Origin of the sequence: Campylobacter sp. 2018MI01 (assembly GCF_018501205.1) — a bacterium.
Taxonomy (GTDB): Bacteria; Campylobacterota; Campylobacteria; order Campylobacterales; family Campylobacteraceae; genus Campylobacter_E.
On sequence record NZ_JAHCZE010000010.1, the window covers coordinates 14,038 to 39,944 of the forward strand.

A 25,907-nucleotide genomic window follows, 5' to 3' on the forward strand; every position below is an offset into this window, starting at 1 on the left:
CAAATATTTTTAAACAAAGGATTTTAAATGATGATGCAGATGCGCTAGCGTCTGGCTTTTAAAGACTTTCTTTTTTAGCTAGACGCAAATTAATTATATTAAAGCAAGCAAGCTAAAAAAGAAAGATAAAATATTTTTGCAACTTACAAAACTCTCAAAAATTTTTATTTTTCTTTAAATTAAATTTTAAGGAAAGTTATGATTGAAATTAAAAATCTTAAAAAGTATTACGGAAATACTTGCGTAATAAACGATGTAAGTCTTGATATTAAAAAGGGCGAGATTTATGCGATTGTCGGACAAAGTGGAGCTGGTAAAAGCACACTTTTAAGATGTATAAATGCACTTGAAAGCTATCAAGCAGGTTCATTAAAAGTATTTAATCAAGAAATTAAAGACCTTAAAGAAGAAGAGTTAAGAAAATTAAGAACCGAAGTTGGAATGATTTTTCAACATTTTGCTTTAATGGGTAGAAAGAGTGCTTATGAAAATATTGCAATGCCTTTACTTTTACATAAAAAAGATAATGTAGATAAAAGGGTTAAAGAATTGCTTGATTTGGTTGGATTAAGCGATAAGGCTAATTCATATCCTGCTAATCTTAGTGGCGGTCAAAAGCAAAGAATTGCAATAGCAAGAGCACTTGCACTAAATCCTAAGATTTTATTAAGTGATGAAGCAACTAGTGCGCTTGATCCTGCTACTACTAATCAAATCTTAGATTTATTAAAGCAAATTAATAAAGATTTAGGCATTAGCGTTGTATTAGTAACTCATGAAATGGACGCCGTTAAAAGAGTAGCTGATAAAGCTTGCTTGTTAAGTGGTGGAGAAATTATTGGCAATGGAGAAATTAGCGAAATATTTTTAAAACCAAGTAAGAAGATGAGAGAATTCTTAGATGAGAGTGATTGTGTGCCAGAAAGTGGGCTTAATATAAGATTAATTTTCCCTAAAGAAGTAGCACTTGATGGAGTAATTTCTAAAATGGCAAGAGAGCTTAATATTGATTTTTCAATAGTTTGGGGAAAAATTGAAAAGCTAAATGATATTGCACTTGGTTCACTTATTATAAATATTAATCCAAGTGATAAACAAAGAGTGTGTGAATATATTAATAAAAGTGGCGTTTTATGGGAGGAAGTATGAATTATTTTGATAATTTTTTAAGTCATTTTGACAAGATTTTATATCCTGCATTAAAAGAGACTTTATATATGAGTATTAGTGCTACTATTATTGGTTTTGCACTAGGACTTGTTTTAGGAATATTTCTTTTTGTTAGTAAAAAGGGTGGTTTGTATGAGAATTTAGGCTTTTATAGAGTGCTTGATTTTGTTGTAAATATATTCCGTTCTTTTCCATTTTTAGTATTAATTATTGCTTTAATTCCTTTTACAAAGTTTTTAATAGGAAAAAGCATAGGAACAACAGCGGCTATTGTGCCACTTACAATTGGAATTGCTCCATTTATTGCAAAATTAGTGCAAAGTGCTTTAAATGAAGTAGATTACGGAATAATTGAAGCGGCTAAGAGTTATGGTGCTAGTAGAATACAAATTATTTTTAAGGTCGTATTGTATGAAGCATTACCTGCGTTAATTAATGCAGCAACGCTTACTTTAATAGTAGTCATTGGATATAGTGCAATGGCAGGAATTGTAGGAGGTGGGGGACTTGGCGATGTTGCTAATCGCTATGGTTATCAAAGATTTAAAACAGATATTATGGTAGAAACGGTTATTGTTTTGATTGTATTGGTTCAAATCGTTCAGATTTGGGGGGATTTAGTTGAAAAAGCTTTAAGAAAAGGTAAGGATAAATATCTTTATATTTCAATTTTAGCTTTAGTTATTTTATTTATTTATTCAGGAAATTTTATTTAAGGAGATATTATGAAAAGATTGTTTAGTTTAGCTGCTTGTTTGGCTTTAAGTGCAAATTTATTTGCTGATGTTATTAGTGTAGGTGCAACGCCTGTTCCACATGCTGAAATTTTAGAAGAAGTTGCAAAAATTGTTAAAGAAAAAGGGCACGAGTTAAAAATCGTTGAGTTTAATGACTATGTATTGCCAAATCTAGCGGTTGATGATGGCGAAATAGATGCAAATTTTTTCCAACATAAACCATATTTAGATGAGTTCAATAAGCAAAAAGGAACAAAATTAACTCCAGTTGCACCAGTTCATCTTGAGCCAATGGGAGCATATTCTAAAAAGATTAAAGATATTAAAGATTTAGGAGATAAGGCTTTAATTTATATTCCAAATGATCCAACAAATGAAAGTAGGGCTTTAAATATACTTGAAGCTGCAGGGCTTATTGAACTTGATAAAAATGTAGAGCTAAAAACTCCACTAGATATCGTAAAAAACCCTAAAAATCTTGATATAAAAGAGTTAGAAGCTGCACAATTACCAAGAGTTTTAGATGAGTGCGATTTAGCTGTGATTAATTCAAATTACGCATTAGCAGCGAAGTTAAATCCTACAAAAGATGCGGTAATTATTGAGGGTAAAGATAGTCCATATACTAATGTTTTAGTAGTTAAGACTGATAATATTAATAGTGATAAGACAAAGGTTTTAGTTGATTCTATAAATGATGCAAGAATTAAAAAATTTATAGAAGAAAAATATAAGGGCGAAATAATCCCAAGTTTTTAAGGAGAAAATATGAAAAAATTAGCTTTAAGTTTAGCATTTTGTTTATACGCTAGTGCGGAGATTTTAAGAGTAGGGATTACTCCATATCCAAATGCTACTATTTTAGAAAATGTAAAAGATGATTTAAAAGAGCTTGGATATGAGTTAAAAGTTGTAGAATTTAATGATTATATTCTGCCAAATCTTGCATTAAATGATGGGGAATTAGACGCTAATATGTATCAACATAAGCCTTTTTTAGAAGACTTTAACGAGAGTAAAGGCACTGATTTAGTAGCGGTTGCTAATGTGTTTTTACCTCCAATGGCAGCATATTCAAAAAAGGTAAAAGATATTAAAGAGTTAAAAAATAATGCTTTAGTATATATCCCAAATGACCCAACAAATGAAAGCAGGGCTTTAGACATACTTGAAGCAGCTGGACTTATTAAGACAAATAAGGAAGTAAAATTTAGAAGCGTTATTGATATTACGGAAAATCCTTTAAATCTTGATATAAAAGAGTTAGAAGCTGCACAGGTTCCAAGAGTTTTAGATGAGTGTGATTTGGCTGTAATTAATACAAATTACGCATTAGCAGCGAAGTTAAATCCTACAAAGGATTCTATAATATTAGAAGATTTAAATAGCCCTTATGTAAATGTTATTGCTGTTAAAAAAGGCAATGAAAATAATGAAGGGGTAAAAGCTTTAATAAAGGTTATAAAAACAGAAAAAATTAAGAAGATACTTGAAGAGCAATTTAAAGGTGCTATAATCCCAGCATTTTGATGATTAGGAATTTGCTTTTGGCAAATTCCTTTTTTTATTTCTTTAAAATTTAAGGAGAAGTGTTGAGATTTATTCTACTATTTTTATTATCATTTAGCTTGTTTGCTAAGGAAATTACTTTCAAAGATGTAACAGGAAACGAAATTACTTTAAATACCCCAGTTAACAGAATAGCTTTAGGTTTTTACTATACAGATTTTTTAGCAGTTGGTGGAGAAAAATCATTTGATAAGGTTGTTGGTTTTTCAAAAGCAGTTTGGAGTGAATGGAGTCCAATTTCTTGGCAAATGTATTTAGATGTAATGCCTAATTTAGACAAAATTGCTGATTTTGGTGAAGCAGAATCAGGCACATTGTCAATTGAAAAAATATTAGAATTAGAACCTGATGTATTAGTTTTAGCTAAATGGCAATATGATACATTAAAAGATACTTTAAATCCAATTAAACTAGCAAATATCCCAATAATAGTAGTAGATTATCACGAAGGAAAATTACAAAACCACGAGATAAGCACGAAAATTTTTGGAATTTTAACCAACCAAGAAAAAAGAGCTGAAGAAATTATGAATGATTATAAAAGTCGTTTAGAATTAATTCAGACAAGAACTAAAGATATTAAAAATAAAGTAAAAGTTTATATAGAATACGGAATTAATGGCCCTAGTGATAATGGAGTTACATATTCACATTATATGTGGGGAAGTTTGATTGATAAAGCAAATGCTAAGAGTATTGCTGATGGATTTATTAAGACTTGGGGAGCTATTAATCCTGAAGAAATCATAGTTCAAGACCCTGAAGTAATTATTATAGCAGGTCGTGAAAGCGAGCTTAAGAAAAATAAAACTTCAATGGTAATGGGTAATAATATAAGTTTTGATGAAGCAAATACTAGGTTAAGAGGATTTTCTAATAGAACTACTTGGCAAGATTTAAACGCAGTAAAAAATCATAGAATTTATGGTGGTTATCATAGTATGTTAAGGACTTTAGGGGATATTTTTATGTTAGAATTTGTGGCAAAAGCTGCTTACCCTGAGTTGTTTAGCGATATTAATCCAAGTGATGATTATATTAATTATCATAAGAAATATTTGCCAATTATTCCTGATGGAACTTTTATGTTAAAGCTTGATGATGAGAAATTTTAATAGAGAAATTCTTTCATATAAAGCAATTGTTTATAAGAGATTGGGATTTTTACTAATCTCTTTTTTATTAGCATTAGTATTTTTTATACTAGATATTTCTACAGGACCAGCTCAACTTGATTTAATTATTGTATGTAAAGCTTTATTATCTAAAGCACTTGATATAGATATACAAAAGAATTTCGTTAATATTGTTTATAATTTAAGATTACCTATGGCATTAATGGCACTTGTTGTTGGAGCTTCATTAGGACTTGGCGGAGCTTTGATGCAAACTATTTTAAATAATTCTTTAGCTAGTCCATATACTTTAGGTCTTAGTGCTGCAGCTGGATTTGGAGCTTCATTAGTGATTGCATTTAATATAAGTTTTATAAGTTCTTTTATTAGCATTCCATTAGGAGCATTTTGTGCTAGTTTGTTAAGCTCTGCAATATTATTTATGTTTGCTAAAAATAACAAATATAACACTCAAAGTTTAGTTTTAGTTGGTATTGCTTTATTGTTTTTATTTCAATCTTTTTTATCTTTAGTGCAATTTTTATCAAGTCCTGAAGTATCTCAACAAATATTATTTTGGTTATTTGGAAGTTTGCAAAAAGCTAATTATACGAATATTTTAATAGTCTTTTTGGTTACTCTATTTTGCTATTTAATTTTATTAAAAGACAATTGGGCTTTAAGTGTATTTAGACTTGGGGAGAAAAATGCTAAAGTTTTAGGGGTTAATTTAGTATATTTAAGAATTAAAGTTTTATTATGTGTTTCTTTTGTTAGTTCTGTTGCTATTTCTTTTGTGGGTGTTATAGGTTTTATAGGTCTTGTTGCACCACATATTGCAAGGCTTATTATAGGAGAAGACCAAAGATTTTTCTTACCAGCTTCAATGATAATAGGAGCTTTATTTTTAAGTTTAGCTTCTAGTGTTTCAAAATTGATAATTCCTGGTAGTTTATTTCCAATAGGAATAGTAACTTCTTTTATTGGTGTTCCTTTTTTCTTTTTTATTATATTAAGGAATAAAAATGCTTAAAATTAATAATCTAAGTATTAAAAAAGGAAATAAGACTATTTTAAATAATATCAACCTAGAATTTAAATCAGGTAAAATTTATGCTATTTTAGGTGCTAATGGTGTAGGTAAAAGCACATTGTTAGATGCTATTTTTCAACTTGATAAAAAACATAATATGACTTATCGTAATATTAATTCAGATAATATTAAAAAATGGCAAAGCAATATAGGTTATATGTTACAAAGTTTTCATACTCATACAAACCTTAGTGCTTTAGAAGTAGTTTTACTAGGTGCTTATAATGAATTAGGTTTAAAAATAAGCGATGAAATTTTAAATAAAGCAGTTAATGTTTTAAAGGAATTTAAGATTTCGCATCTTGCTAATATTAATATTAAATATTTATCTGGCGGTCAAAGACAAATGATAGCTTTTGCTCAAGTTTTGCTTAAAAACCCAAGTATTTTATTACTTGATGAGCCTGTAAGTGCATTAGATATTAAACACCAATGTATTTTATTAGAAGCTTTAAAAAAGATTACAATTGAAAATGATTTAATAAGCATAGTTGTTTTACATGATTTAAATTTAGCGAGTTTATATTGTGATGAAGCAATTTTTTTACATAACAACAAGGTTTATAAAAATGGAAAGATTAACGATGTTATTACACTTGATTTAATACGAGAAATTTATGAAATCAAGGCAAATTTAAGTATAGTTGAAAACAAGAAATTTATTCAAATATTAGGTTCATTAAACAAGGAAAATTATGACAACTCAAATAAAGCAGTTAATATCTAGACTGATTAATTTTTATGATTATATTTATTTAATCATACTTTTGGCGACAATTTTACATGTGTCCTTTTTGTTTATATTTTATTATATGAAAATATATGAGCTATTTTATGTAAATATAGTCTCAACCTTAATTTATGTATTAATAATTACAAATTTTAGTAGCGATAAAATAAAAATTTATTATGCTGTTGTATATTTTGAAGTTTTAATCCATCAGCTAATCGCAATTTATTACTTAGGTAGTGCTAGTGGATTTGACTTGTTATTATGTTGTTTGATACTTGTGCAATTTTTATTTTTTAAGAAAAGCACCTGTTTTGTATCAACAATTTTAATTATTTTTTTAATTTATCTTAGTTATTTTCAAGCAGATTCTATTGTGCTACATAGTGATAAATTTTTTGAAATTAACGAATATAAAAATGCAAATATTGTTCTTTATCCAATCAATTTAGCTGTTTTATTGGTATTTTTAGTGGTTTATGGTGTATTGGTAACCGTTATTCCTAGTAAAAAAATTAACGATTTAGCTCAAATTGTATATAAAGATTTTTTAACAGGTTTATATAATAGAAAATATATGGAAGATGTTGTGTTATCAAAATATAACAAACAAAGAATTTTAATTGCGGTATGTGATATTGATAATTTTAAACATATAAATGATACTTATGGTCACCAAACCGGAGATATTGTGCTAAAAATGTTGGCTATAGTTTTAATCAATAAGTATAAAAAATATTCTGATTTTAATATTAATATTTGTAGATGGGGTGGGGAAGAATTTTTAATCATTGCAGATATTGATAATAAAAAAGATGCTGAAATATTTTTAAATGACATTAGAGAAGAAGTGTTTAAATTAAAAATAAGTGATTTGCAAGAAACAATAAGTATTACAATAGGTGGATATATAGCTAATTTTAATCAAAAAGATTATAAGCAACTATTTGAAATCGCTGATAAGAATTTATATCTTGGCAAGAATACGGGTAAAAATAAATGCGTAGTGAGTGTTGAAGAATAATAAAATTATGTAAGTTTTGCCTAGTTTTATCTAGTGAGCTTTAATTATTAGAATTAAAAAACCAATAAAATATAATACTTTATTGGTTTTCAATAATTCTTGTTATATCATTAAATGTAGCAAATATCATTAAAGAAAATAATAAAAACATTCCAATATAACTAAGTGTAATAAATACTTTTTGATTTACTTCTCTTTTAAAAACTAACTCATATAAATTAAAAACTATATGCCCGCCATCAAGCACAGGAATAGGTAAAAGGTTTAAAATTCCAAGATTAATTGATAATAAAGCCGTGATTATTAGCAGTTTTGAAATTCCAAGTGTAGTAGCCATTGTAGTTGTGTCGGCTATGCTTATAATTCCACCTATATTTTTAGGGCTAACTTCAGCTAATATTAATTTTTTAAGACCTTCAAGGATTAAAAAAGCCCCATCTAAACTCTCTTTAAAAGCCCAAGCAAACACACTAAAATCTCTATGATATTCTATAAAAGTCTCATTTTTAGGCACAATTCCTAATAGTGGTTTTGTGATGATTTCTCCGAAAATATTTTGAGTTTTGCCTTCGTAAGTTTTAATATCAAGTTCTAAAATTTCATTATTTCTTAATACTTTTACATTAATACTACTATCATTTACGAGTGGTTTGATATCGTAAAAATTATTAATTTTAGTGCCATTGATTTTTAGTATTTTATCATTTACTTTTAGTTTTGTATCAGCATATTCGCTAAGCGCACCAATAGTCGGACTAAGCCTTTCAACCCCTATAAAACCTAAACTTATATAGATTAAAAATGCTAAAAGTAGGTTAAAAAATGGACCTGCAAAAAGAATTAAAATCTTTTTAAATGGGTGTAATACCGAATAGCTATCATAATCATAATTTTTAAGAGTAGGGTCGCTATCATCTTGACCTTTCATCTTGACATATCCACCTAAAAATACGCTTGATATTTGATAATCAGTGCCTTTATAATGCTTCACATAAATTGGCTTTCCAAACCCTATGCTAAATGTTAAAACTCTAACTTTAAAGTATTTTGCAGCTAAAAAATGCCCTAATTCATGAAAAAATATCAAAAAAGAAAGTATTAAAATAGTGCCTAAAAAACTAGCCCCATAATGCCAAAAGCAAAAAGCTAAAACAATAAAAGTTAGAATTATATTCTTCATTTTTTTGCCTTAGCATATTCTATTACATAAATAGCCCCAGAATAAATAGTAAAGAAAAAGCATAGATAAAATAAAATATCTTTTCCCCACCAATCCATTAGTAAAAATCCAATTGCTAACATTTGAAATGTTGTTTTGATTTTACCACTCATATTTGCAGCGATTTTAAGCCCATCAGCTACTATCATAACTCTTAAACCAGTTATAAAAAACTCACGAACTAAGATAAAATAAACTAGAATTTCATTAACCCTTCCCATCATCATAAGCCCTAAAAATGCTGCTAAGGTAAGCATTTTATCAGCCAAAGGGTCTAAAATCTCTCCTAAAATTGTTTTTTGATTCCAAGACCTTGCAATATATCCATCAAAAAAATCAGTTATAGAAGCAATAGTAAAAATAAGAGCTGCTAAATAATTTATCCAAGAAATATGTATGTTGTGAGTATTAACCAACACATTTGAATGCGTTAATAATATAAATAAAATTGGTGCTAGGACTATCCTAGCACTAGCCAAAAGATTAGGTAAATTCATCACTTGAATGTTGTTCCACCATCTACAATGAATGTATGTCCTGTAACCCAACTAGCTTTATCAGTGCATAAGAACAAACATGCACCCGCTAAATCTTCAGGTTGCCCCATACGATTTAATGGGCTTAAATTCATTGTAGCTTGTTTTACTTCTTCATAATTAGTAAATGCTTTTAGAGCATCAGTATCAATTGGACCACCACTTACAACATTTACACGGATATTTTTCTCACCTAATTCAGTTGCTGCATATCTAGCCATTGCTTCAACAGCAGCTTTTGCTGTTCCATGACCTGCATAGTTTTCAATATGAACTAAATTCCCTGTGCTAGAAATTGAAATAATACTTCCACCGCCAACTTTTTCCATTCTCTTAGCTGCTTCTTGAGCACCACAAACAAAAGCATTAACGGTAGCTGTAAAGATATTATTAATTCCACGAGGTTTAAGTTTCATAAACTTAGTATATCCACCTACAACTGCACGACCTGTAATAATTGCATTTGAGATAAAGAAATCAACCCTATCAAAATCTTCATCAATTTTTAAAAATAAATCTTTATAAGTTTCAGGCTCAAGTATATCAAATGGATAGCATTTAGCTTTAACTTTATAAGTTTTTTCAATATCAGCAACGATTTCTTGTGCGATTTGTTCGTTTGAATTATAAGTAAATGCAACATTACAACCTGCTTTTGCAAATTCATACACAATAGCCTTACCTATACCACGAGTTCCACCGCTTATTACTAATACTTTATCTTTAAAATTAATCTCTTGCATTAAAATCCTTTTATATCATAATTTTTCATAACTTCTTCTATTCTTTTTAGATTTTCTTTACTAGGAGCGCAAAGTGGCAAACGATATTCAAGACTAGGAAGTAATCCTGCTATAAACATTGCTGCTTTTATTGGAATTGGGTTGCTCTCACAAAATAAAATCTTATTTATATTATAAAGTTTATCGTTAATAGATTTTGCATTTTTATAGTTTTCTTTTAAAGCTTCGTGAGTTAAATTAGCAATTTCATTTGGTAAAAGATTTGAAGTAACGCTAATCACACCACTACCACCATTGCTTAAAATAGGATAATTTATACTATCTTCGCCACTTACAAGTCTTAGTTTTGGCTCGTTTGCTAATAAATCTACGCACTTATCTATATTTCCACTTGCTTCTTTTACTCCGTAAATATTAGGACAATTTCTAAAAAGTTCAATTATAGTTTGACTAGCTATTTCACAACCTGTTCTTCCTGGAACATTATAAAGCATAATAGGAATATCAATTGATTTAGCAATAGCTTCATAGTGTTTATATAATCCACTTTGCATAGGTTTATTATAATATGGAGTAATGCTTAAAATCCCATCAGCTCCACACTCTTGAGCAAATTTTGCTAAAGATATTGCTTCGTGAGTTGCATTTGAGCCTGCACCCGCTAAAACCTTAGTATTTGTTCCTTTACAAACACTTACTGCGATTTCTATACATCTTTTATGCTCTTCGTGAGTTAAAGTTGGGCTTTCTCCTGTGGTTCCAACAGGAACTACGGCATCAATTCCATTTGCTATTTGTCTTTTAACTAACTTTTCATAACTAAGCTCATCAATTTTATCATTTTTAAATGGTGTTATTAAAGCTGTCATTGCACCTATTATTTCTTTTTTCATACTTTCTCCTTTAAAATTATTTGAGTTAAATTGTCATCTTTTAGATATTTTTTAAAAACTTGGTTTAAAATTTTATAATCTAATTCTTTTGAAGTTAGAGAATTTAAAAATACATTTACATCTCCAAAACATTCAAATTTACCAATTCCACTCGCTAAAGCACTTGGGTTGGATTTTACTTGATTTATGCTTAATTCTAATTGATTATAAATTGTTCTTGTATCAAATTTATTAAATTTTGTTTGATTAATTAATTTTTTTAGTTGCTTTATTGCTGATTTTGTATTTACTAAATCATTACAAACTCCAAAAATTATAAATAAATTTTCATTCTTAGAGCTTTGTGCGTAAAAGTCCAAATCAGCACATAGATTATACTCATTTATCATTTTATTTTTTATAATTGAGTTTTTATCAAGATTTAAAAATATTGAAATAGCCTTTAAATACTCAAAATCTTCGTGATTAAATGCAGGTATTTTATAAGCACAAGCAAAAATATTAGAATTTAGATTAGGAAAACTAAGTTCTATTTCTTTTAGACCTGTTCTATCTGGTTCATATACTTTATTTTGTGTGATTTTTTTTGCTGATTTTTTACTAAAAATCTCTTCGCACATACTAAAAATATCAATATTAGCTAAATCTCCGCTAATTACTATACAAGCATTATTTGGTGCATAGAATTTAGTATAAAATTCTTTTACAATTTTAGGTGTAAGATTTGCTATATCATCAGCAAATCCAATCGGCGTCCAATGATAACTAGTCTTTATAAAAGCGTAATTATAAATAGCATTATATAAATACCCAAAAGCATCATTTCCTACTCTTAATCTCTCTTCTTCAAGGACTACATCTCTTTCTTTATAAAACTCATCTTTATTAAACATTAACTCACTCATCATACTAGAATATAATTCTAAAACCCTTTTAATATGAATATTTGCGATATTTACATAGTATTGAGTGTAATCAAAACTAGTGCAAGCATTATTTACTCCACCTAATGCTTTTATTATCTCATCAAATTCTCCAGCCTTATGAGTTTTTGTGCTTTTAAAAGATAGGTGTTCTAGCAAATGTGCTATACCGCTTTTGCCTAATTCTTCATAACTTGAGCCTACTTTATAAAAGATATTTACACTAGCTACACCTGAATTATCATTTAGATTTACAGCATAAATTTTTAAGCCATTTTTTAATACTTTACTTTCTATATTCATTTTATCTCTTTTAACATTCTTCAAATTTTTCTTTTAATTTTTTATAAAATTCATTATTTTCTAAGCTTTTATCGTTTCCAAATCCCACCATTTTAGAATTATCTAAAATCAAAATATTATCAGCAATTGCAATAGAATTTAATCTATGTGCTATTAGAATAATTATCTTATCTTGCTTAATATTTACTAAGCTTTTTGATATTAAATTCTGACTTTCATTATCTAAAGCACTTGTTGCTTCATCAAAAATTATTATTTCAGGATTTTTATAAAACGCTCTTGCAAGTGCTAGGCGTTGTCTTTGACCGCCGCTAAAATTATTACCTTTTTCACTTAGTTTAGTGTAAATTCCATCAGGCATAGCACTTATAAAATCATAAGCATTTGCAAGTTTTAAGGCATTAATCACTCTTTCTTCATCAAATTCATTTGCATAAGCAATATTATTTGCAATAGTATCGCTAAATAAATAAATATTTTGTGTAACTATTGCTATTTTTTCTCTTAAGCTATCTAGTGAATAGTTTTTATAATTGTTATTATTTATTTTAATTTCTCCAGAATTTAGCTCATAAAATCTTAAAATAGTATTTACTAAAGAGCTTTTTCCACTACCACTTCTTCCTATAATTGCGGTGATTTCGCCTTTTTTAAACTCTATACTAACATTATCTAAAGCTAATTTATTATCGTATTTTAAACTAGCATTTTGTAATTTTAGGCTTTTAATTTCTTGATTTAAATTCTCATCTCCACCTTTAATCTCTGGCTCAAGGTCAAGTAAATAAAAAGTCCTTGTGCTAGCTGCTAGGTTTGTTTGAAGACTTGCATAAAGACTTGTAATTCTTTTAACAGGAGTATATATCAAAAATAAAGCCGTTAAAAATGAGAAAAAATTGCCTATTTGCATAGAGCCATTTATAACTTCCATTCCACCTATTATTATAGTTGCCGATACGCCTAAAGCACCAAAAGTTTCCATAATAGGGCTTGTAAAGGCATTTATTTTAGTTCCACGATAGATTAATTTTGCTACATTTTCATTGCTATTTTTGTATTTTTCTAGCTCTAATTTTTCAGCATTTGATGATTTAACTAGCTCAATATTGCCTAAAATCTCATTTAGTCTTGAAGTAAGTTCGGCATAATTTTGTTGTGTTGCTATTCCTATGCTTTTTAATTTTTTTATGAAATATCTAATAGGAAGCATAGCAGCAGGTAAGATAATAAATGCAAAAAAAGCTAATTTTGGGCTTTGAGAAATCACTACATAAAGTAAGCCTAAGGTTGTAATTATTTCTCTTGTAATATCAGGAATGAAATTAGTAAGCACATTTTGAAGGCTTCCAATATCATTTAATGAGCGTGATATTAGCTCTCCACTAGGGTGTTTTTGAAAGAATTTCATATCCATTACTATGATTTTTTTTAGGATTTTTTGCCTTAGTCTTTTTGTAATTTCTATACCTATAAAACCCATATTAATTGTTTGCATATAAAGACCTAAATTCTTTATAAAATATAAAGCAAACACACCTAAAGGTAAGATATATAATAATGTTACATCTTTTTCTACAAAGATTTTATTTAAAATCGGTTCAATAATCTTAGCACTACCAGCAGTTCCAGCTGAAGCTAAAATCATACCTATTATTGCTAGAAAAAATCTTATTTTATAATCTTTAAAATAGTGCTTAAACCTTTTTAATACATAAGATAATTTTAATTGGGATACATTTTGATTTTCTATTTCTTTTAAATTCATAAAATCTCCCAATCAACACCATTAGCGCTATCTTGAATGCTTACGCCTAAATTACTTAATTCATTTCTAATACTATCGGCTTTTGCGTAATCTTTATTTTTTTTAGCTTCATTTCTTTCATCAATTAATTTTAGAATTTGAATACGGAATTTCTCATCACAATTTTGTAAATATTCATTAGGATTAATCACTCCAACTCCTAATAATTCAACAATAGCTAAAAACTCATTTTTAAGTTCATCATTAGCTTTTATAGTATTTGCATAATTTACCCATTCATCTACAATTGCAAGTGCTTTTGAAGTATTTAAATCATCGCTTAAAGCTTCAACTAATTTTGATTTTAGCTCACTATTAGGTGCTATTGTTTTTAAATCTAGCTCATTTAAATTAAGCTTTTTTTTCACTCTAAATATTTTATCAAGGCGTTTTTTAGAAGCTTTTAAATCAGTAATTGTGTAATTAAAATCTTGTCTATAATGAGTGCTTAGTAAATAAAATCTAAGTGTTTCTCCGCTAAATTCTTTTAAAGCGTCTTTTACAAAAAAGCTATTATTTAGACTTTTACTCATTTTTTCGTTATTAATATTTACAAAGCCATTATGTAGCCAAAAAGTAGCCAGTTCGTTTTTAGTTGCTAAGCGACATTGACAAGCTTCGTTTTCGTGATGTGGAAACAACAAATCAGCTCCACCACAATGAATGTGTAATTTAGGAAAAATATCTAAAATCATACAAACACATTCAGTATGCCAACCAGGACGACCTGTGCCAAAACTTGCTTTATAATAATTCTCATCAAATTTCCATAATACAAAATCACTTGCATTCTTTTTATCTACTTCATTTTCAAGTCTTGAGATAGTATCATCTTGAGGTTTGTTTGAAATACTTAAATAAAGTTTATCTAAACTTGTATTTAAATATATTCCATCATCTAATCTATAAGCATATTTTAATTCAAGCAATTTTTCAATAAAACTAATCATTTGATTAATATATTCAGTTGCTCTTGGGCTAATATCAGGCTCTAAAACATTTAAAGCTTTCATATCAGCTTCATAACTTTTAATATAAGTTTCGCTAATTTCAGCTAGACTTTTGCCACTTTCATTCATTTTTTTGATTAATTTATCATCAATATCTGTGTAATTTTTTGCTAATTTTACTTCAAAACCATTTGCTTTAATTACTCTTTTTAATAAATCAAAACTTATGCTTGACCTTGCATGACCTAAATGTGCGTCATCATAAACGGTTGGACCGCAAACATATATATTTATACATTCATTTTTATATGTAAATTCTTCTTTTTTTCTAGTTTGTGAGTTAAAAAATTGCATTTAAAAATCCTTTTAAATATATTAAAACATAAGCAAATATTACACTAATAAAGATAATTCCTAAGCAAACGCTAGGTCTTAAAATACTAAAAAATCTAGCATAAGAAAACACAAAAAGATAAGCAAGTAATATAAACCAAGCAGAAATATTAGCACTTATACAAAAGGCTAAAATACCAAAATCTTTTATCAAACATAAACTTGCAATTATACTTATAAAACAAGACATTATTGAAATCTTAGCAGCAATTGAGTGTAAATAATTTGCATTTATCCAAGCTAAAAATAATTTTGAAATTCCAAGTGGAACTATACATAATATATAAAGTCTTAAGACTTTAGCACATTCAAGTGTGTTTTCATTTGTAAATGCTCCACGCTCAAATAAGAGTTTAATTATCTCTTCGCTTAAAATATAGCCTGTTAATGCAGCAAGTATTAATAAAAGTAGCATTAATTCAAATATTTTTTGAATACTTAAAATAGCATTTTGAATTTTTCCTTGTTTAATATAAGCAATTAAGCTTGGGAAAAATACTTGAGTAAAAGCAATAGCAATTAAGGCTAGTGGGAGTTGATAAAGTCTAGTTGAATAATTAAGATATGAAATACTTGCGTGAGCTAATGAACTAGCTAGAGCAATTTCAACTAATGAGTTTAATTGCGAACTTGATGAGCCAATTAAAGATGAGCTAAAATTTTTAAAAAAGCCTTTAAGAGAAGTTTTTTTATTTTTATGATTTAAATTCTTTACATAAATTATCATAGAATGAAAGATTTTATTATCTTTTAAAGCAATCATTAAAATAATTACTTGAATAAAAGCACTTATTAAAATAAAATAAGTAATCATTTTAAGTAATTGTAATTTTTCTAAATCTTTAAATATTAAAAGAGCAGCTACACAGGCAAAATTAAAAATAGAAGCACTTATGCTAGTTATAAAAAATCTACCTTTATAATTAAGTAAAGACGCAAAAAACGAAGCACAAAAAATAATCACTAAATACCAAATATTAAGCCCGATTAAAGGTGCTGATATTTTTTTAATCTCATCATCAAAACCATAGGCTATTAGATTAGTAAAGATATTAGAAAACATAAAAACAATTAAGGCTATTAAACTAAGAATAGCTATAAAAATTATAAGTATCTTTACACAAAATTCGCCTTTACGATTAGTTTTGGCTAGATTTGGTAAAAAGCTTTGATTAAATGTGCCTTCGGTAAATAAGGTTCTAAAAACACTCGGAAGCTTTATCATTATAAAAAATATATCAGAATAAATACTAGCCCCTAAAAATCTAGCTAGTAAAAAATCTCTACAAAAGCCACTTATTCTTGATATTAAAATACCAAAAATATTGAAAAAATATTTTTTTATTAGTTCTTGTTTCATTCATTTTACTTTTTTAATTTATTTTTAGGTATATTAACGAAAAAAAATAAAGGCTTTACAATTTGGAAAAATACATAATCAAAACAGATAAACCTTATGATGAATTAACAAATTATGCAAATAGATATAGAAAAGATATAAATAATTTAGATTTTAAGGTTCTTCATTATGAGACAATAATTACTAAAGATGGAATGTCTCAAACCCTTTTAGAACACGAATTAGAAGTATTTAACGATGATAAATTCTTTAATGACGATATGGAAATTAAACAAATATATGAAATAGAAATAATAGACAATATTGTTCCATTAATTGATTTTAAGATAGGAACAAATAAAAATCTTACTAAGGTAGTAGCAAATTTTAGTGCTATAAATTATGATGATAAAATAGAATTTGCTGAATATATAGAAAATATTAGAGATTTAATTAATAAAAAATTTATAAAAGCAGGTTTATTACTAGGCATTAGAGAATTTACTTTTCAAGAGCAGCTTGTAAAAATGCTAAAGGCATTTGAGAGTAAGCAAATTATGGAAGCTAGTATAGTTTTAGCTAAGGGGATTGAGCCAATTAATGCTATTAATTCAGAAACCAAGCTTTATTATAAAGATAAAAAAGTAGATGAAAATGCTAAAATTGATTATTCTCAGCGTGGTTTTATAAATGCTATTAGTAAAGATGAATTAATAATTGAATTTATTAAACCAATAAAGGCTGTTAATGGTAAGGATTTAAAAGGAAATATCATTAACGCTACTAATTCTAATATTATAAGTGAGCCTGATTTTAAGGTTAGTGAAAATATTAGAATGCTTGAAGATGATTTGAGTATAAAGTATTATGCAAATATAAATGGCTATGTAACTTTTGTTTATAGAGATAAATTGTATGATATAAAAGATAGTGTTAGCGTTCAAGCTGTGGAATTTAAAACAACAGGCTCAATTGATGCAGGTATTAATAAAGATATTACTTTAAATGTTGATGAACAAGATTATTTAAAAGACGCAGTAGGGGCAAATCTTAGTATAGAAGTAAGCACACTTAATGTAAAAGGAAATATCGCTCAAAATTCAGTAGTAAAAGCAAAGATTGCAAATATAGGTGGACAAACTCATTCAAAAAGTAAGATTTATGCGAAAAAAATCAATATAGAAGTGCATAGGGGTTATTGCGAAGGCGAAGATATAGAAGTAAATAGGCTTGAAAATGGCGTTATTGTAGGAAAAAATGTAAGAGTAAAACACGCATTAGGCGGTAAAATCATAGCAAATAAAGTAATGATAGATACGCTTACAACTAATACAACTATAGAAGTTAGTGATATTGCAGTTGTTAAAGAGTGTTTAGGAGAAAATAACAAATTCTTAGTAAGTGCTAGTAAATCTCCAATAATTGTTAAAAGTCTTGAAAAAACTTTAGGTCAATTAGCCGAAGTAAATAAAAATTTATTATCTTTACCAAAAATTATAGATAGTAAAAAATCAATCATAGACGCTAATAAAGATAGTATTATGCAAATTAAACAAAGATTAGCAGAGATGAAACAAAGTAATATTATTCCACCTACTGCATTTTTGCAAAAAATTAGAGATTATCAAAATGTTGTGCTTGAATATAATGATTTAATTACTAAATTAAAAGATTTTAAAGATAAGCATAAAGATTTAGAAGATGATTTAAAAAGATTGCAAAATAAAGTCTATGAAGCAAAGGTTATAAATACTAAAAGATGGGCGAATTTAAATGAAATTAAATTTAAATTACTTTATCCTGATATTGAGCTAACTTATAATACTAAAGAATATGAAGATTTATATTGTTTGAAATTAGAAAGAGTTATGATAGGTGATGAAGAAAGTGCAAAAATAGTAAAGCTAAAAAGAACAGAAGTTAAAAATTACGAAGATGAATTTATGGAAGAAAAGGAAGATTATTGATAGTTTATTTAGAAGGTGAAGTTATTAAAAAAACTCCTGCGTTTATAATTTTAAAAACTTATGGAGTAGGGTATGGAATAAATCTTAGCTTATTAAGTGCTGCTAGGATTAATAAAGGAGATAAAGTAGCTTTATTAATTACTCAAATTATTAAAGAAGATTCAAATAAATTATATGGCTTTTTAGATGAAAGTGAGCAAATATTATTTGAAGCCTTAATAAAAGTAAATGGCATAGGTGCTACAAGTGCTATGGCACTTTTATCATCAATGGATGTAGCGAGTTTGCAAAGTGCTATTATTAATGAAAACGCAAAAGCTTTATGTAAAGCTCCAGGAATTGGTGCTAAGAGTGCAAGTAGATTAATATTAGAATTAAAAGATAAAATAATCAAATTAGGAATAAGTGCGGAGAATAATTATTATTACGAAGCTAGTGAAGCTTTACTTGCTTTAGGTTTTAAACAAGAAGCTGTGATTAAAGCTTTAAAAGATATTAATGCAAATAGTGTTAGCGAAGTAATAAAACTAGCTCTTAAAAAATTAAGTTAAGGAAAATAAATGAAATACGCAATGGTTTTTGGTGGGAATTCTTACGAGCATGAAATAAGCATAGTAAGTGCTGTAACTGTGGCAAAATTATTAGATGATGTAATTTTTATTTATGTTAGTTTTGATAATGAGTTTTATCTAATAGATAAAAATAATATGAATGCAAATTATTTTGCAAAAGGCGGTTTTAAAAACCTTAAGCCTTTAGTATTAAAACAAGGTGGCTTTTATCTTAAAAAACTTTTAGGCGAAGAAAAAGTAGAATTTGATATAGCTATTAATATAGTTCATGGAAAAGATGGCGAAGATGGGAAATTAGCTTCTATGTTTGATTTTTATAATATAAAATACATAGGCCCTAGAACTGCTGCTTGTGTGCTTAGTTTTGATAAACATTTAACTAAACTTTATGCAAATGAAGTAGGGGTTAAAACAATTGCTTATAAATTATTAGAAAGCAAAAATGATGAGGTTGAACTACCTGTTATTTTAAAACCAGCTAGGCTTGGAAGTAGTATAGGTATAAATATAGTAAAAAATAAAGAAGATTTTGCTTATGCGTATGATAGTTCGTATGAATTTGATGACAAGATTTTAGCAGAGCCTTTTATTGAAAATATTCAAGAAGTAAATCTAGCAGGATTTTTTGATGGCGAAAAAATTGTATTTTCAAAGATTGAAGAGCCTAAGAAAAATGGTCATTTAGATTTTGACCAAAAATATCTAAGCTTTAAACAAGAAAAAATAGAAGAAGTAAAACTTAATGATGAATTAGTAAATAAATTAAAAGACGCTTTTACTAGACTTTATTTGCCGTTGTTTAAAGGTGCTTTAATTAGATGTGATTTTTTTATTAAAGATAATGAGATTTATCTAAATGAGATTAATCCAAATCCAGGTTCTTATGCTAATTATTTATTTGATGATTTTAAATCTTCTTTAGAAAAATTAGCAAAATCTATTGAAAGTGATTTTAAAATTAAAGAAAATTTCACATTTTTAAATAAAATTGTAAGAGCTAAATAATGAGATTTGTTTTGATATTCTTGCTAAGTATTAATCTATTTGCAGGAGAGTATTTTGTATCAAAAGTAATGGACGGAGATACTATTCAAGTAAGAAAAGGCAAGAAAAAAACAAAAGTTAGATTATATGGCATTGACGCACCTGAAACAAGTCAGAATTTTGGTGCATATTGTACTAGGGTTTTGTCTTCTAAAATAATTGGCAAAAAGGTTGATTTGAAAATCAAAGGCAAAGATAAATATAAAAGAACCATAGCAATTGTATATTTAGATGAGGTAGATATAAATCGCTATGTAGTTCAGCAAGGTTGTGCTTGGGCGTATTCTTATTATACAAATATGTATAAAAGCGATGAGTTAAAAGCAAGACAAGAATTAAAAGGCTTATGGATAGATAAAAACGCTCAAAATCCTTATGAATGGAGAAAAAAGCATAAAAATAGAAGAAGTGAAAGTGAAGAGCTTAAAAAATTATTTCAATGGTTGATAGCATGAAAAAATTGATTGTTTTAATAGCTATTATTTTTAGCTCGTGTGCTAGTAAAGATGGAATTAGGCTTCATTATTATGAAGATTGTAATGAATATTATGACGCAGCTGGGGTTTATCATAAAGAATGTCCAAACAATATTATAGATTTTTAATACTGATTTTTTTTAGTATTAATTTATTTGCGGGTGTGCCTAATTTTGCTTATGAAAAAGAATATATTTTAAAAAAAGATGAATTAGAATGGTTTTTCATAAGTCCTAAGGGTGAAGAAAAATGGCAAAAATATGCCTTTAGATGGACGCATTTTGATAATACGAATTTGATTTTGCTAACTAATTTTAAAGATTATAAAAATTATAGAAAACAATATGTATTATCTCTTAGAAGGGGGCTTGATTTTGTTAAAGAACAAATTTTGCCTAATTACAAAAATCCTAGCATTGATAAAGTTACACTTTTTTTAGAATTTAAGGATTTTAAAGATAATAAAGCTAAAATAAGGGTTTTAGTTATTGATAACGATGGAAGAGTAGATATTGAGTTTAATAAGAATTTAAAAGGGAAGTAGTATGGAAAAGATAGATTTTTATATAAATGAATTTATAAAAGAGTTAAAGCATCCTAGTATTTATGAGTATTTAGCCAAGGTAAATCACGGCAAAAGATTACGCTCAAAACTGATTTTAAAAATAGCTGGAGTTAGTGATGAAGCTTATAAATTATGTGCAGTAATTGAGTGTATTCATCTAGCATCACTTATGCACGATGATGTAATAGATGAAGCACTAACTAGAAGAAATGCTCCAAGTATTAATGCAATTTATGGCGATAAAACTGCTATTATGCTAGGCGATATTTTATATTCAATTGCGTTTTATAATTTATGCTCTTTTAAAAGTGAAATAGCAGCTTGTGTTGGTCGTGCAGTTGCCTTACTTAGTAGTGGCGAATTGCTTGATGTAGAGCTTGGAGAAAGCTTTAATGAAGATGAGAGCAAATATTATGAAATGATTTATAAAAAAACTGCTTCATTAATAGAAGCAAGTGCATATGCAGCAGCACTTTTAGCTAATTATCCTAACGCTAGTGATTATAAAGAATTTGGTAAAAATCTAGGAATTGCCTTTCAAATAGTTGATGATATTTTAGATATTACTCAAGATGAAGCTACTTTAGGAAAGCCAAATTTAAATGATTATAAAGAAGGCAAAGTTACTCTTCCATACATTATGCTAGATAAAAAATTGCAAGGCGATGATAAAGCAAGACTAAGGTCTTATTTTTGTAAGACTTTAAGCAAAGATGAATTATCGTGGATAAAAGAGCAATTTTTAAAATACGATTTAATAAATGCAAGTATAAATGAAGCTAAAAATTACGGAGAACTTGCATTAAAATACGCAAGTAGCGATGAATTAAAAGAAATCGTTAAAAAAATGATTTTTAGGGAGTTTTGATGCATTATTTTAGCGTTAGTTTTACTCATAAAAATACAAGTATTGAAGTAAGAGAAAGACTAGCTTTAAGTGATGAATTTAAGAAAAAAGAAATTTATAAATTAATCTTAGCTAATGATTACATAGAAGAATGCGTGATTTTAAGCACCTGTAATAGAATAGAAATAATGTGTTATATTGAAAACCAAGTGGGTGTTTATGAATACATAATAAAGTGCTTATGTTTAATTTGTAAGATTGATGAGCAACTTATCAAAAATTCTCCTGATATTTACGAAGGCAGTGGGTTTATTCATCATCTTTTTAGTGTTTCAAGTTCACTTGATAGCCTTGTAATAGGGGAAACTCAAATCACAGGTCAATTAAAACAAGCCTTGCAAAGTGCTAATTATTCTCCTAATTTAGAAGTAGCGATTAATTATTCTTTTAAATGTGCTGCAATGGTTAGAAATAAAACCGCTATTTCAAAAAACTCTGTATCAGTAAGCTCTGTTGCAGTAGCAAAAGCAAGAGAGATTTGTGATATTAAAACTAAAAAAATCCTTTTAATAGGAAGTGGTTTGATGATAGAATTAGCTGCAAAACACTTGCTAAATCATACAAAAGGAAATATTGCGATAATTTCAAGAACCAAAGCAAATGCTTTAAAACTAGCAAATGAACTAGATTTAATATGTTTAGATTATGAAGATTTAATCTCTATTTTAAATTCTTATGAGCTTATATTTTGTGCTACTAGTTCAAATGAACCTATAATTACTAAAGATATTATAAGTCCGGTTGAATTTAAAAGGTATTTTTTTGATATTGCTGTGCCAAGAGATATTGAGCTTGAAAATAGTGAATTAATAGAAGTTTTTAGCGTTGATAGTCTAAATGAAATAGTTAAGAAAAATATGCAATTTAAAGATGAAGAAGCAAAAATTGCTTTTAGTGTAGTTGCAAAAATGGTTAATGAGTTTTATAAGGATTTAAATGTAATTCAAGTAACTCCTATAATAAAAGCTATGAGAATTAGAGCAGATGAAATCATAAATCAAGAATTAGCAATAGCAATTAAGAAAGGTTATTTAAAAAATAGTGATAATGAAGAAGCATTGAAATTCGCAAAACAAGTTATGAAGTCTTATTTGCACGAACCTACAATAAGACTTAAAAATATTGATGATGAAGGTTTAGAAACACAAAGTTTAAATTATTTATTTAATGTGAAGGAAAACGAATGAGATTTTCAAAATTATACGCACCAACGACAAAAGAAGCACCAAGAGATGCTATCTTAAAAAGTCATATTTTACTTAGTAGAGCAGCTTATATAGAGCAACTTGGCTCAGGACTTTATAGTTATTTGCCATTAGGGCTTGAAGTATTAGAAAATATTAAAAATATTGTAATTAAGCATATGAAAAATGCAGGAGCAAACTATTTAAATCTTAGTTTTGTATGCCCGTTAAATTATTGGGATGAGAGTGGAAGAAGTGCTAAATTTGGTAAAGAATTGCTAAGGTTTAAGGATAGAAAAGAAAATGATTTTATCCTAAGTCCGACAGCAGAAGAAGCAATAGTTGCACTTGTGCGTGGAAAAATTACAAGCTATAAACAATTGCCTATTAATTTATTTCAAATTCAAACTAAATTCCGTGATGAAGCAAGACCTAGATTTGGACTTTTTAGAGCTCGTGAGTTTATTATGAAAGACGCTTATAGTTTTCATGATTCGCTTGAGTCTTTAGAAGCTGAGTTTTTAAATATGCAAGAAGCGTATTGTAAAATTTTTGATGAATTAGGGTTAAATTATGCGATTGTAGAAGCAGATAGCGGAGCAATTGGTGGAAGTGGTTCAAGAGAATTTATGGTGATTAGTCCTAGTGGAGAAGATGATTTGGCTATTTGTGAATGTGGATATTGTGCTAATATAGAAACAGCAAAAAGAGCTAAAAGAAAATTTATTAAAGAAATAGAAGCTGATTTTGCAAAATTTCACACTCCAAATGTAAAAACCATAGAAGATTTAGCTAAATTCTTTAAATGCAAAGAGCATAATTTCATAAAAGCAGTAGCAAAAAAAGCAGTATATGTAGATAAAGAAGAAATCATAGTATATTTTATAAGAGGTTGCGATGAGCTAAATGAAACTAAGGCTTTAAATGCAGCTAATGCACTTGATTTAGTAGATGCAAGTGAAGAAGAATTAATAAAAGTTAATTTAGTTCCAGGATTTATTGGGCTTAAGGATTGTCCTGTTAGATTTTTCATAGATAGTGAGTTAGAAAATGAAAGCGATTTAATTTGTGGAGCAAACGAAAAAGACTATCATTATGTAGGATTTAAGGTAACTAGCTTTTTACAAGAGCGTTTTTATGATTTAAGCTTGGTTAAAGAAAATGATGAATGCCATAAGTGTAATAAAGCTTTAAAAATTACAAAAGGCATTGAAGTAGGGCATATATTTAAATTAGGCGATAAGTATTCAAGTGCTATGAATGCAACTTATCTTGATAATAATGGCAAGGCAAAACCTTTTATAATGGGTTGTTATGGTATAGGAATTAGTAGGCTTTTAGCAGTAATTGCTGAATGCAATAATGATGATTATGGGCTTATTTTTGATAAAAATATTTCAGCATTTACATTACAAATCATAATATCAGATATTAAAAATGAAGAGCAAGTTAAGTTTGCAAATGATATATATGAGTATTGTTTGGCTAATGGTATTAAGGTTTTATTAGATGATAGAAATGAGCGTTTTGGTGTAAAAATGAGTGATTATGAGTTAATAGGCACACCTTATGCTATTGTAGTGGGTAAAAAACTTGATGATAATTTGGTAGAATTTAGAGCTCGTAAAACACTTGAAAAACTAGAATTAAACTCAAACGAAGTTAAAGATAAATTATCAAATCTTTTAAAATAATTTTATTTATTTAAAACTATAAATAATATTTATAAATTATTTATAGTTTTTATAATCTAAATCTACCTTTAGAACTTATTGCTTTATATATATTTTCAATATAACCACAACTATCTATAAAAAATTCTTCACTAACTTCTTTAAAATCATTATTTTCATCAAAGTAATAATACTTCACAAACAATCTTTCAGATTCAAAAACAAATGAAGCTTCATCATAAAAATATTTATCATTTTTTATTACTAGCTCATTATTAAATTTATTTATTTTTGAAGTTTTTAATAATTCTTTGCTAAATTCTTTTATTTCTTTTATTTCATCTATATTTTTATAATTTTGAACTTTTTCTAATTTTTCTACATTTGCATGACGATTAAAATAATCTTTTATAGCGAGTTTTTGTCGTTCTAGGTATTCAATTCTACACTTATAGCCGAATTTATTATAATCTATTTTATAAGTTTTATCAGTATTATAATCATAATAGCTCAACTTATTCTAACTTCGGTCTGCTTCAATTCTATATAATTTTGATTTAAGTTCATTAAATTCTTCTAATGGGTCGGTGTTATTACTTATAAAATTATAAGTTAATGCAAAATAACATAAAGCAAGTATTAAACATAATAAACTTATAAGAAATATTAATTTAACTATTCTAAAAAACATTTAAAATCCTAACAATTATTAATTACTTTCATACTAACTCTTTTACTACATACGCTCAATATAACCACAATCATCTATTAAAAACTCATAATTTTCTTCAAGCAAATTATTATTAAAACTAAAGTAATAATATTTTACAAATAATTTTCCATCTTTAAAAATAAAAGAATTTTTATCATAAAAATGCTCAAAACCATCAATTGTTAGCTCGTAATTAAATTCATAGACTTGTGAAGTTTTTAATAAATCTTTGCTAAATTTTTTTATTTCTTTTATTTCATCTATAC

Annotated in this window: 28 protein-coding genes; 17 read left to right on the top strand and 11 right to left on the bottom strand. The window is 27.4% G+C overall.

Going from position 1 to position 25,907, the window contains the following annotated elements; genetic code table 11:
- Positions 1 to 198 precede the first annotated feature (198 nt).
- The 8 genes from KJQ97_RS03040 to KJQ97_RS03075 all read left to right on the top strand — a co-directional run bounded on the left by KJQ97_RS03040 (position 199) and on the right by KJQ97_RS03075 (position 7,438).
- A complete protein-coding gene (locus KJQ97_RS03040; protein WP_214117744.1) occupies positions 199 to 1,149 on the top strand; it encodes a methionine ABC transporter ATP-binding protein in 951 nt (316 codons plus the stop codon).
- Complete coding sequence (locus KJQ97_RS03045; RefSeq protein ID WP_214117743.1) at positions 1,146 to 1,886, top strand: methionine ABC transporter permease; 741 nt, start codon at positions 1,146 to 1,148, stop codon at positions 1,884 to 1,886. Before KJQ97_RS03040 ends, KJQ97_RS03045 begins: the two co-directional genes overlap by 4 nt.
- 9 nt (positions 1,887 to 1,895) lie before the next feature.
- Positions 1,896 to 2,666, top strand: a complete 771-nt coding sequence (locus tag KJQ97_RS03050) for a MetQ/NlpA family ABC transporter substrate-binding protein (protein WP_214119925.1) — start codon at positions 1,896 to 1,898, stop codon at positions 2,664 to 2,666.
- Between the two features lie 9 nt (positions 2,667 to 2,675).
- Positions 2,676 to 3,437, top strand: a complete 762-nt coding sequence (locus KJQ97_RS03055) for a MetQ/NlpA family ABC transporter substrate-binding protein (RefSeq protein WP_214117741.1) — start codon at positions 2,676 to 2,678, stop codon at positions 3,435 to 3,437.
- A 62-nt stretch (positions 3,438 to 3,499) separates the two neighbouring features.
- On the top strand, positions 3,500 to 4,591 hold the full coding sequence (locus KJQ97_RS03060) for an ABC transporter substrate-binding protein (RefSeq protein WP_250325850.1): 1,092 nt from the start codon (positions 3,500 to 3,502) through the stop codon (positions 4,589 to 4,591).
- Positions 4,578 to 5,624, top strand: coding sequence for a FecCD family ABC transporter permease (locus KJQ97_RS03065; protein WP_250325851.1), 1,047 nt, complete (start codon positions 4,578 to 4,580; stop codon positions 5,622 to 5,624). The genes KJQ97_RS03060 and KJQ97_RS03065 overlap by 14 nt, the downstream gene beginning before the upstream one ends.
- Positions 5,617 to 6,411 (top strand): ABC transporter ATP-binding protein, encoded by a 795-nt coding sequence (locus KJQ97_RS03070; protein WP_214119928.1) that lies wholly within the window; start codon positions 5,617 to 5,619, stop codon positions 6,409 to 6,411. The genes KJQ97_RS03065 and KJQ97_RS03070 overlap by 8 nt, the downstream gene beginning before the upstream one ends.
- Positions 6,380 to 7,438, top strand: a complete 1,059-nt coding sequence (locus KJQ97_RS03075) for a GGDEF domain-containing protein (protein WP_214117737.1) — start codon at positions 6,380 to 6,382, stop codon at positions 7,436 to 7,438. The genes KJQ97_RS03070 and KJQ97_RS03075 overlap by 32 nt, the downstream gene beginning before the upstream one ends.
- 79 nt (positions 7,439 to 7,517) lie before the next feature.
- Here the strand turns inward: KJQ97_RS03075 and KJQ97_RS03080 are convergent, their stop codons facing one another.
- From KJQ97_RS03080 to murJ, 8 genes are read right to left on the bottom strand one after another with little or no spacing between them, the layout of a single operon-like run.
- Positions 7,518 to 8,618, bottom strand: coding sequence for a M50 family metallopeptidase (locus KJQ97_RS03080; RefSeq protein ID WP_214117736.1), 1,101 nt, complete (start codon positions 8,616 to 8,618; stop codon positions 7,518 to 7,520).
- Positions 8,615 to 9,154, bottom strand: a complete 540-nt coding sequence (gene pgsA, locus KJQ97_RS03085) for a CDP-diacylglycerol--glycerol-3-phosphate 3-phosphatidyltransferase (protein WP_214117756.1) — start codon at positions 9,152 to 9,154, stop codon at positions 8,615 to 8,617. The genes KJQ97_RS03080 and pgsA overlap by 4 nt, the downstream gene beginning before the upstream one ends.
- Positions 9,154 to 9,936: an enoyl-ACP reductase gene (locus KJQ97_RS03090; protein WP_214117735.1), complete on the bottom strand. Its 783-nt coding sequence runs from the start codon at positions 9,934 to 9,936 to the stop codon at positions 9,154 to 9,156. The genes pgsA and KJQ97_RS03090 overlap by 1 nt, the downstream gene beginning before the upstream one ends.
- A complete protein-coding gene (dapA, locus tag KJQ97_RS03095; protein ID WP_214117734.1) occupies positions 9,936 to 10,829 on the bottom strand; it encodes a 4-hydroxy-tetrahydrodipicolinate synthase in 894 nt (297 codons plus the stop codon). The genes KJQ97_RS03090 and dapA overlap by 1 nt, the downstream gene beginning before the upstream one ends.
- Positions 10,826 to 12,055 carry a M16 family metallopeptidase gene (locus KJQ97_RS03100; RefSeq protein ID WP_214119929.1) on the bottom strand — a complete coding sequence of 410 codons (1,230 nt, stop codon included), beginning with the start codon at positions 12,053 to 12,055 and terminating at the stop codon, positions 10,826 to 10,828. Before KJQ97_RS03100 ends, dapA begins: the two co-directional genes overlap by 4 nt.
- A 10-nt stretch (positions 12,056 to 12,065) precedes the next feature.
- On the bottom strand, positions 12,066 to 13,820 hold the full coding sequence (locus KJQ97_RS03105) for an ABC transporter ATP-binding protein (protein WP_214119930.1): 1,755 nt from the start codon (positions 13,818 to 13,820) through the stop codon (positions 12,066 to 12,068).
- Entirely contained in the window at positions 13,817 to 15,163 is a 1,347-nt protein-coding gene (gene cysS, locus KJQ97_RS03110; RefSeq protein ID WP_214119931.1) for a cysteine--tRNA ligase, read from the bottom strand. The genes KJQ97_RS03105 and cysS overlap by 4 nt, the downstream gene beginning before the upstream one ends.
- On the bottom strand, positions 15,150 to 16,562 hold the full coding sequence (murJ, locus tag KJQ97_RS03115; RefSeq protein ID WP_214119932.1) for a murein biosynthesis integral membrane protein MurJ: 1,413 nt from the start codon (positions 16,560 to 16,562) through the stop codon (positions 15,150 to 15,152). The genes cysS and murJ overlap by 14 nt, the downstream gene beginning before the upstream one ends.
- 62 nt (positions 16,563 to 16,624) lie before the next feature.
- Here murJ and KJQ97_RS03120 point away from each other — a divergent pair, with 62 nt between their 5' ends.
- From KJQ97_RS03120 to KJQ97_RS03160, 9 genes are read left to right on the top strand one after another with little or no spacing between them, the layout of a single operon-like run.
- Positions 16,625 to 18,508, top strand: a complete 1,884-nt coding sequence (locus KJQ97_RS03120; protein ID WP_214117729.1) for a flagellar assembly protein A — start codon at positions 16,625 to 16,627, stop codon at positions 18,506 to 18,508.
- Positions 18,505 to 19,059, top strand: a complete 555-nt coding sequence (gene ruvA, locus KJQ97_RS03125; protein ID WP_214117728.1) for a Holliday junction branch migration protein RuvA — start codon at positions 18,505 to 18,507, stop codon at positions 19,057 to 19,059. The genes KJQ97_RS03120 and ruvA overlap by 4 nt, the downstream gene beginning before the upstream one ends.
- A 9-nt stretch (positions 19,060 to 19,068) precedes the next feature.
- Positions 19,069 to 20,085 (top strand): D-alanine--D-alanine ligase, encoded by a 1,017-nt coding sequence (locus KJQ97_RS03130; protein ID WP_214117727.1) that lies wholly within the window; start codon positions 19,069 to 19,071, stop codon positions 20,083 to 20,085.
- Positions 20,085 to 20,579 carry a thermonuclease family protein gene (locus KJQ97_RS03135; protein WP_214117726.1) on the top strand — a complete coding sequence of 165 codons (495 nt, stop codon included), beginning with the start codon at positions 20,085 to 20,087 and terminating at the stop codon, positions 20,577 to 20,579. The genes KJQ97_RS03130 and KJQ97_RS03135 overlap by 1 nt, the downstream gene beginning before the upstream one ends.
- The gene (locus KJQ97_RS03140; RefSeq protein ID WP_214119933.1) at positions 20,576 to 20,728 is read left to right on the top strand and encodes a hypothetical protein; all 153 of its coding nucleotides are present in this window, start codon (positions 20,576 to 20,578) and stop codon (positions 20,726 to 20,728) included. Before KJQ97_RS03135 ends, KJQ97_RS03140 begins: the two co-directional genes overlap by 4 nt.
- Positions 20,701 to 21,144, top strand: coding sequence for a hypothetical protein (locus tag KJQ97_RS03145; protein ID WP_214119934.1), 444 nt, complete (start codon positions 20,701 to 20,703; stop codon positions 21,142 to 21,144). The genes KJQ97_RS03140 and KJQ97_RS03145 overlap by 28 nt, the downstream gene beginning before the upstream one ends.
- Position 21,145: 1 nt before the next feature.
- On the top strand, positions 21,146 to 22,033 hold the full coding sequence (locus tag KJQ97_RS03150; protein WP_214119935.1) for a polyprenyl synthetase family protein: 888 nt from the start codon (positions 21,146 to 21,148) through the stop codon (positions 22,031 to 22,033).
- The gene (gene hemA, locus KJQ97_RS03155) at positions 22,033 to 23,259 is read left to right on the top strand and encodes a glutamyl-tRNA reductase (RefSeq protein WP_214117722.1); all 1,227 of its coding nucleotides are present in this window, start codon (positions 22,033 to 22,035) and stop codon (positions 23,257 to 23,259) included. The genes KJQ97_RS03150 and hemA overlap by 1 nt, the downstream gene beginning before the upstream one ends.
- Complete coding sequence (locus tag KJQ97_RS03160) at positions 23,256 to 24,950, top strand: proline--tRNA ligase (RefSeq protein WP_214119936.1); 1,695 nt, start codon at positions 23,256 to 23,258, stop codon at positions 24,948 to 24,950. Before hemA ends, KJQ97_RS03160 begins: the two co-directional genes overlap by 4 nt.
- A 49-nt stretch (positions 24,951 to 24,999) precedes the next feature.
- Here the strand turns inward: KJQ97_RS03160 and KJQ97_RS03165 are convergent, their stop codons facing one another.
- From KJQ97_RS03165 to KJQ97_RS03175, 3 genes are all read right to left on the bottom strand, one after another.
- The gene (locus KJQ97_RS03165; RefSeq protein ID WP_214119937.1) at positions 25,000 to 25,443 is read right to left on the bottom strand and encodes a hypothetical protein; all 444 of its coding nucleotides are present in this window, start codon (positions 25,441 to 25,443) and stop codon (positions 25,000 to 25,002) included.
- A 6-nt stretch (positions 25,444 to 25,449) separates the two neighbouring features.
- Positions 25,450 to 25,620: a hypothetical protein gene (locus KJQ97_RS03170; RefSeq protein ID WP_214119938.1), complete on the bottom strand. Its 171-nt coding sequence runs from the start codon at positions 25,618 to 25,620 to the stop codon at positions 25,450 to 25,452.
- A 45-nt stretch (positions 25,621 to 25,665) separates the two neighbouring features.
- Positions 25,666 to 25,907, bottom strand: a 242-nt coding sequence (locus tag KJQ97_RS03175) for a hypothetical protein (RefSeq protein ID WP_214119939.1), incomplete at its 5' end; no start/stop codon positions are given.

Excerpts from the sequence above, each read along its gene's own strand:
- KJQ97_RS03040 (WP_214117744.1), top strand. The coding sequence starts at position 199 with ATGATTGAAATTAAAAATCTTAAAAAGTATTACGGAAATACTTGCGTA.
- KJQ97_RS03045 (WP_214117743.1), top strand. The coding sequence starts at position 1,146 with ATGAATTATTTTGATAATTTTTTAAGTCATTTTGACAAGATTTTATAT.
- KJQ97_RS03050 (WP_214119925.1), top strand. The coding sequence starts at position 1,896 with ATGAAAAGATTGTTTAGTTTAGCTGCTTGTTTGGCTTTAAGTGCAAAT.
- KJQ97_RS03055 (WP_214117741.1), top strand. The coding sequence starts at position 2,676 with ATGAAAAAATTAGCTTTAAGTTTAGCATTTTGTTTATACGCTAGTGCG.
- KJQ97_RS03065 (WP_250325851.1), top strand. The coding sequence starts at position 4,578 with ATGAGAAATTTTAATAGAGAAATTCTTTCATATAAAGCAATTGTTTAT.
- KJQ97_RS03070 (WP_214119928.1), top strand. The coding sequence starts at position 5,617 with ATGCTTAAAATTAATAATCTAAGTATTAAAAAAGGAAATAAGACTATT.
- KJQ97_RS03075 (WP_214117737.1), top strand. The coding sequence starts at position 6,380 with ATGACAACTCAAATAAAGCAGTTAATATCTAGACTGATTAATTTTTAT.
- KJQ97_RS03080 (WP_214117736.1), bottom strand. The coding sequence starts at position 8,618 with ATGAAGAATATAATTCTAACTTTTATTGTTTTAGCTTTTTGCTTTTGG.
- pgsA (WP_214117756.1), bottom strand. The coding sequence starts at position 9,154 with ATGAATTTACCTAATCTTTTGGCTAGTGCTAGGATAGTCCTAGCACCA.
- KJQ97_RS03090 (WP_214117735.1), bottom strand. The coding sequence starts at position 9,936 with ATGCAAGAGATTAATTTTAAAGATAAAGTATTAGTAATAAGCGGTGGA.
- dapA (WP_214117734.1), bottom strand. The coding sequence starts at position 10,829 with ATGAAAAAAGAAATAATAGGTGCAATGACAGCTTTAATAACACCATTT.
- KJQ97_RS03100 (WP_214119929.1), bottom strand. The coding sequence starts at position 12,055 with ATGAATATAGAAAGTAAAGTATTAAAAAATGGCTTAAAAATTTATGCT.
- KJQ97_RS03105 (WP_214119930.1), bottom strand. The coding sequence starts at position 13,820 with ATGAATTTAAAAGAAATAGAAAATCAAAATGTATCCCAATTAAAATTA.
- cysS (WP_214119931.1), bottom strand. The coding sequence starts at position 15,163 with ATGCAATTTTTTAACTCACAAACTAGAAAAAAAGAAGAATTTACATAT.
- murJ (WP_214119932.1), bottom strand. The coding sequence starts at position 16,562 with ATGAAACAAGAACTAATAAAAAAATATTTTTTCAATATTTTTGGTATT.
- KJQ97_RS03130 (WP_214117727.1), top strand. The coding sequence starts at position 19,069 with ATGAAATACGCAATGGTTTTTGGTGGGAATTCTTACGAGCATGAAATA.
- KJQ97_RS03135 (WP_214117726.1), top strand. The coding sequence starts at position 20,085 with ATGAGATTTGTTTTGATATTCTTGCTAAGTATTAATCTATTTGCAGGA.
- KJQ97_RS03140 (WP_214119933.1), top strand. The coding sequence starts at position 20,576 with ATGAAAAAATTGATTGTTTTAATAGCTATTATTTTTAGCTCGTGTGCT.
- KJQ97_RS03145 (WP_214119934.1), top strand. The coding sequence starts at position 20,701 with ATGTCCAAACAATATTATAGATTTTTAATACTGATTTTTTTTAGTATT.
- KJQ97_RS03150 (WP_214119935.1), top strand. The coding sequence starts at position 21,146 with ATGGAAAAGATAGATTTTTATATAAATGAATTTATAAAAGAGTTAAAG.
- hemA (WP_214117722.1), top strand. The coding sequence starts at position 22,033 with ATGCATTATTTTAGCGTTAGTTTTACTCATAAAAATACAAGTATTGAA.
- KJQ97_RS03160 (WP_214119936.1), top strand. The coding sequence starts at position 23,256 with ATGAGATTTTCAAAATTATACGCACCAACGACAAAAGAAGCACCAAGA.
- KJQ97_RS03170 (WP_214119938.1), bottom strand. The coding sequence starts at position 25,620 with ATGTTTTTTAGAATAGTTAAATTAATATTTCTTATAAGTTTATTATGT.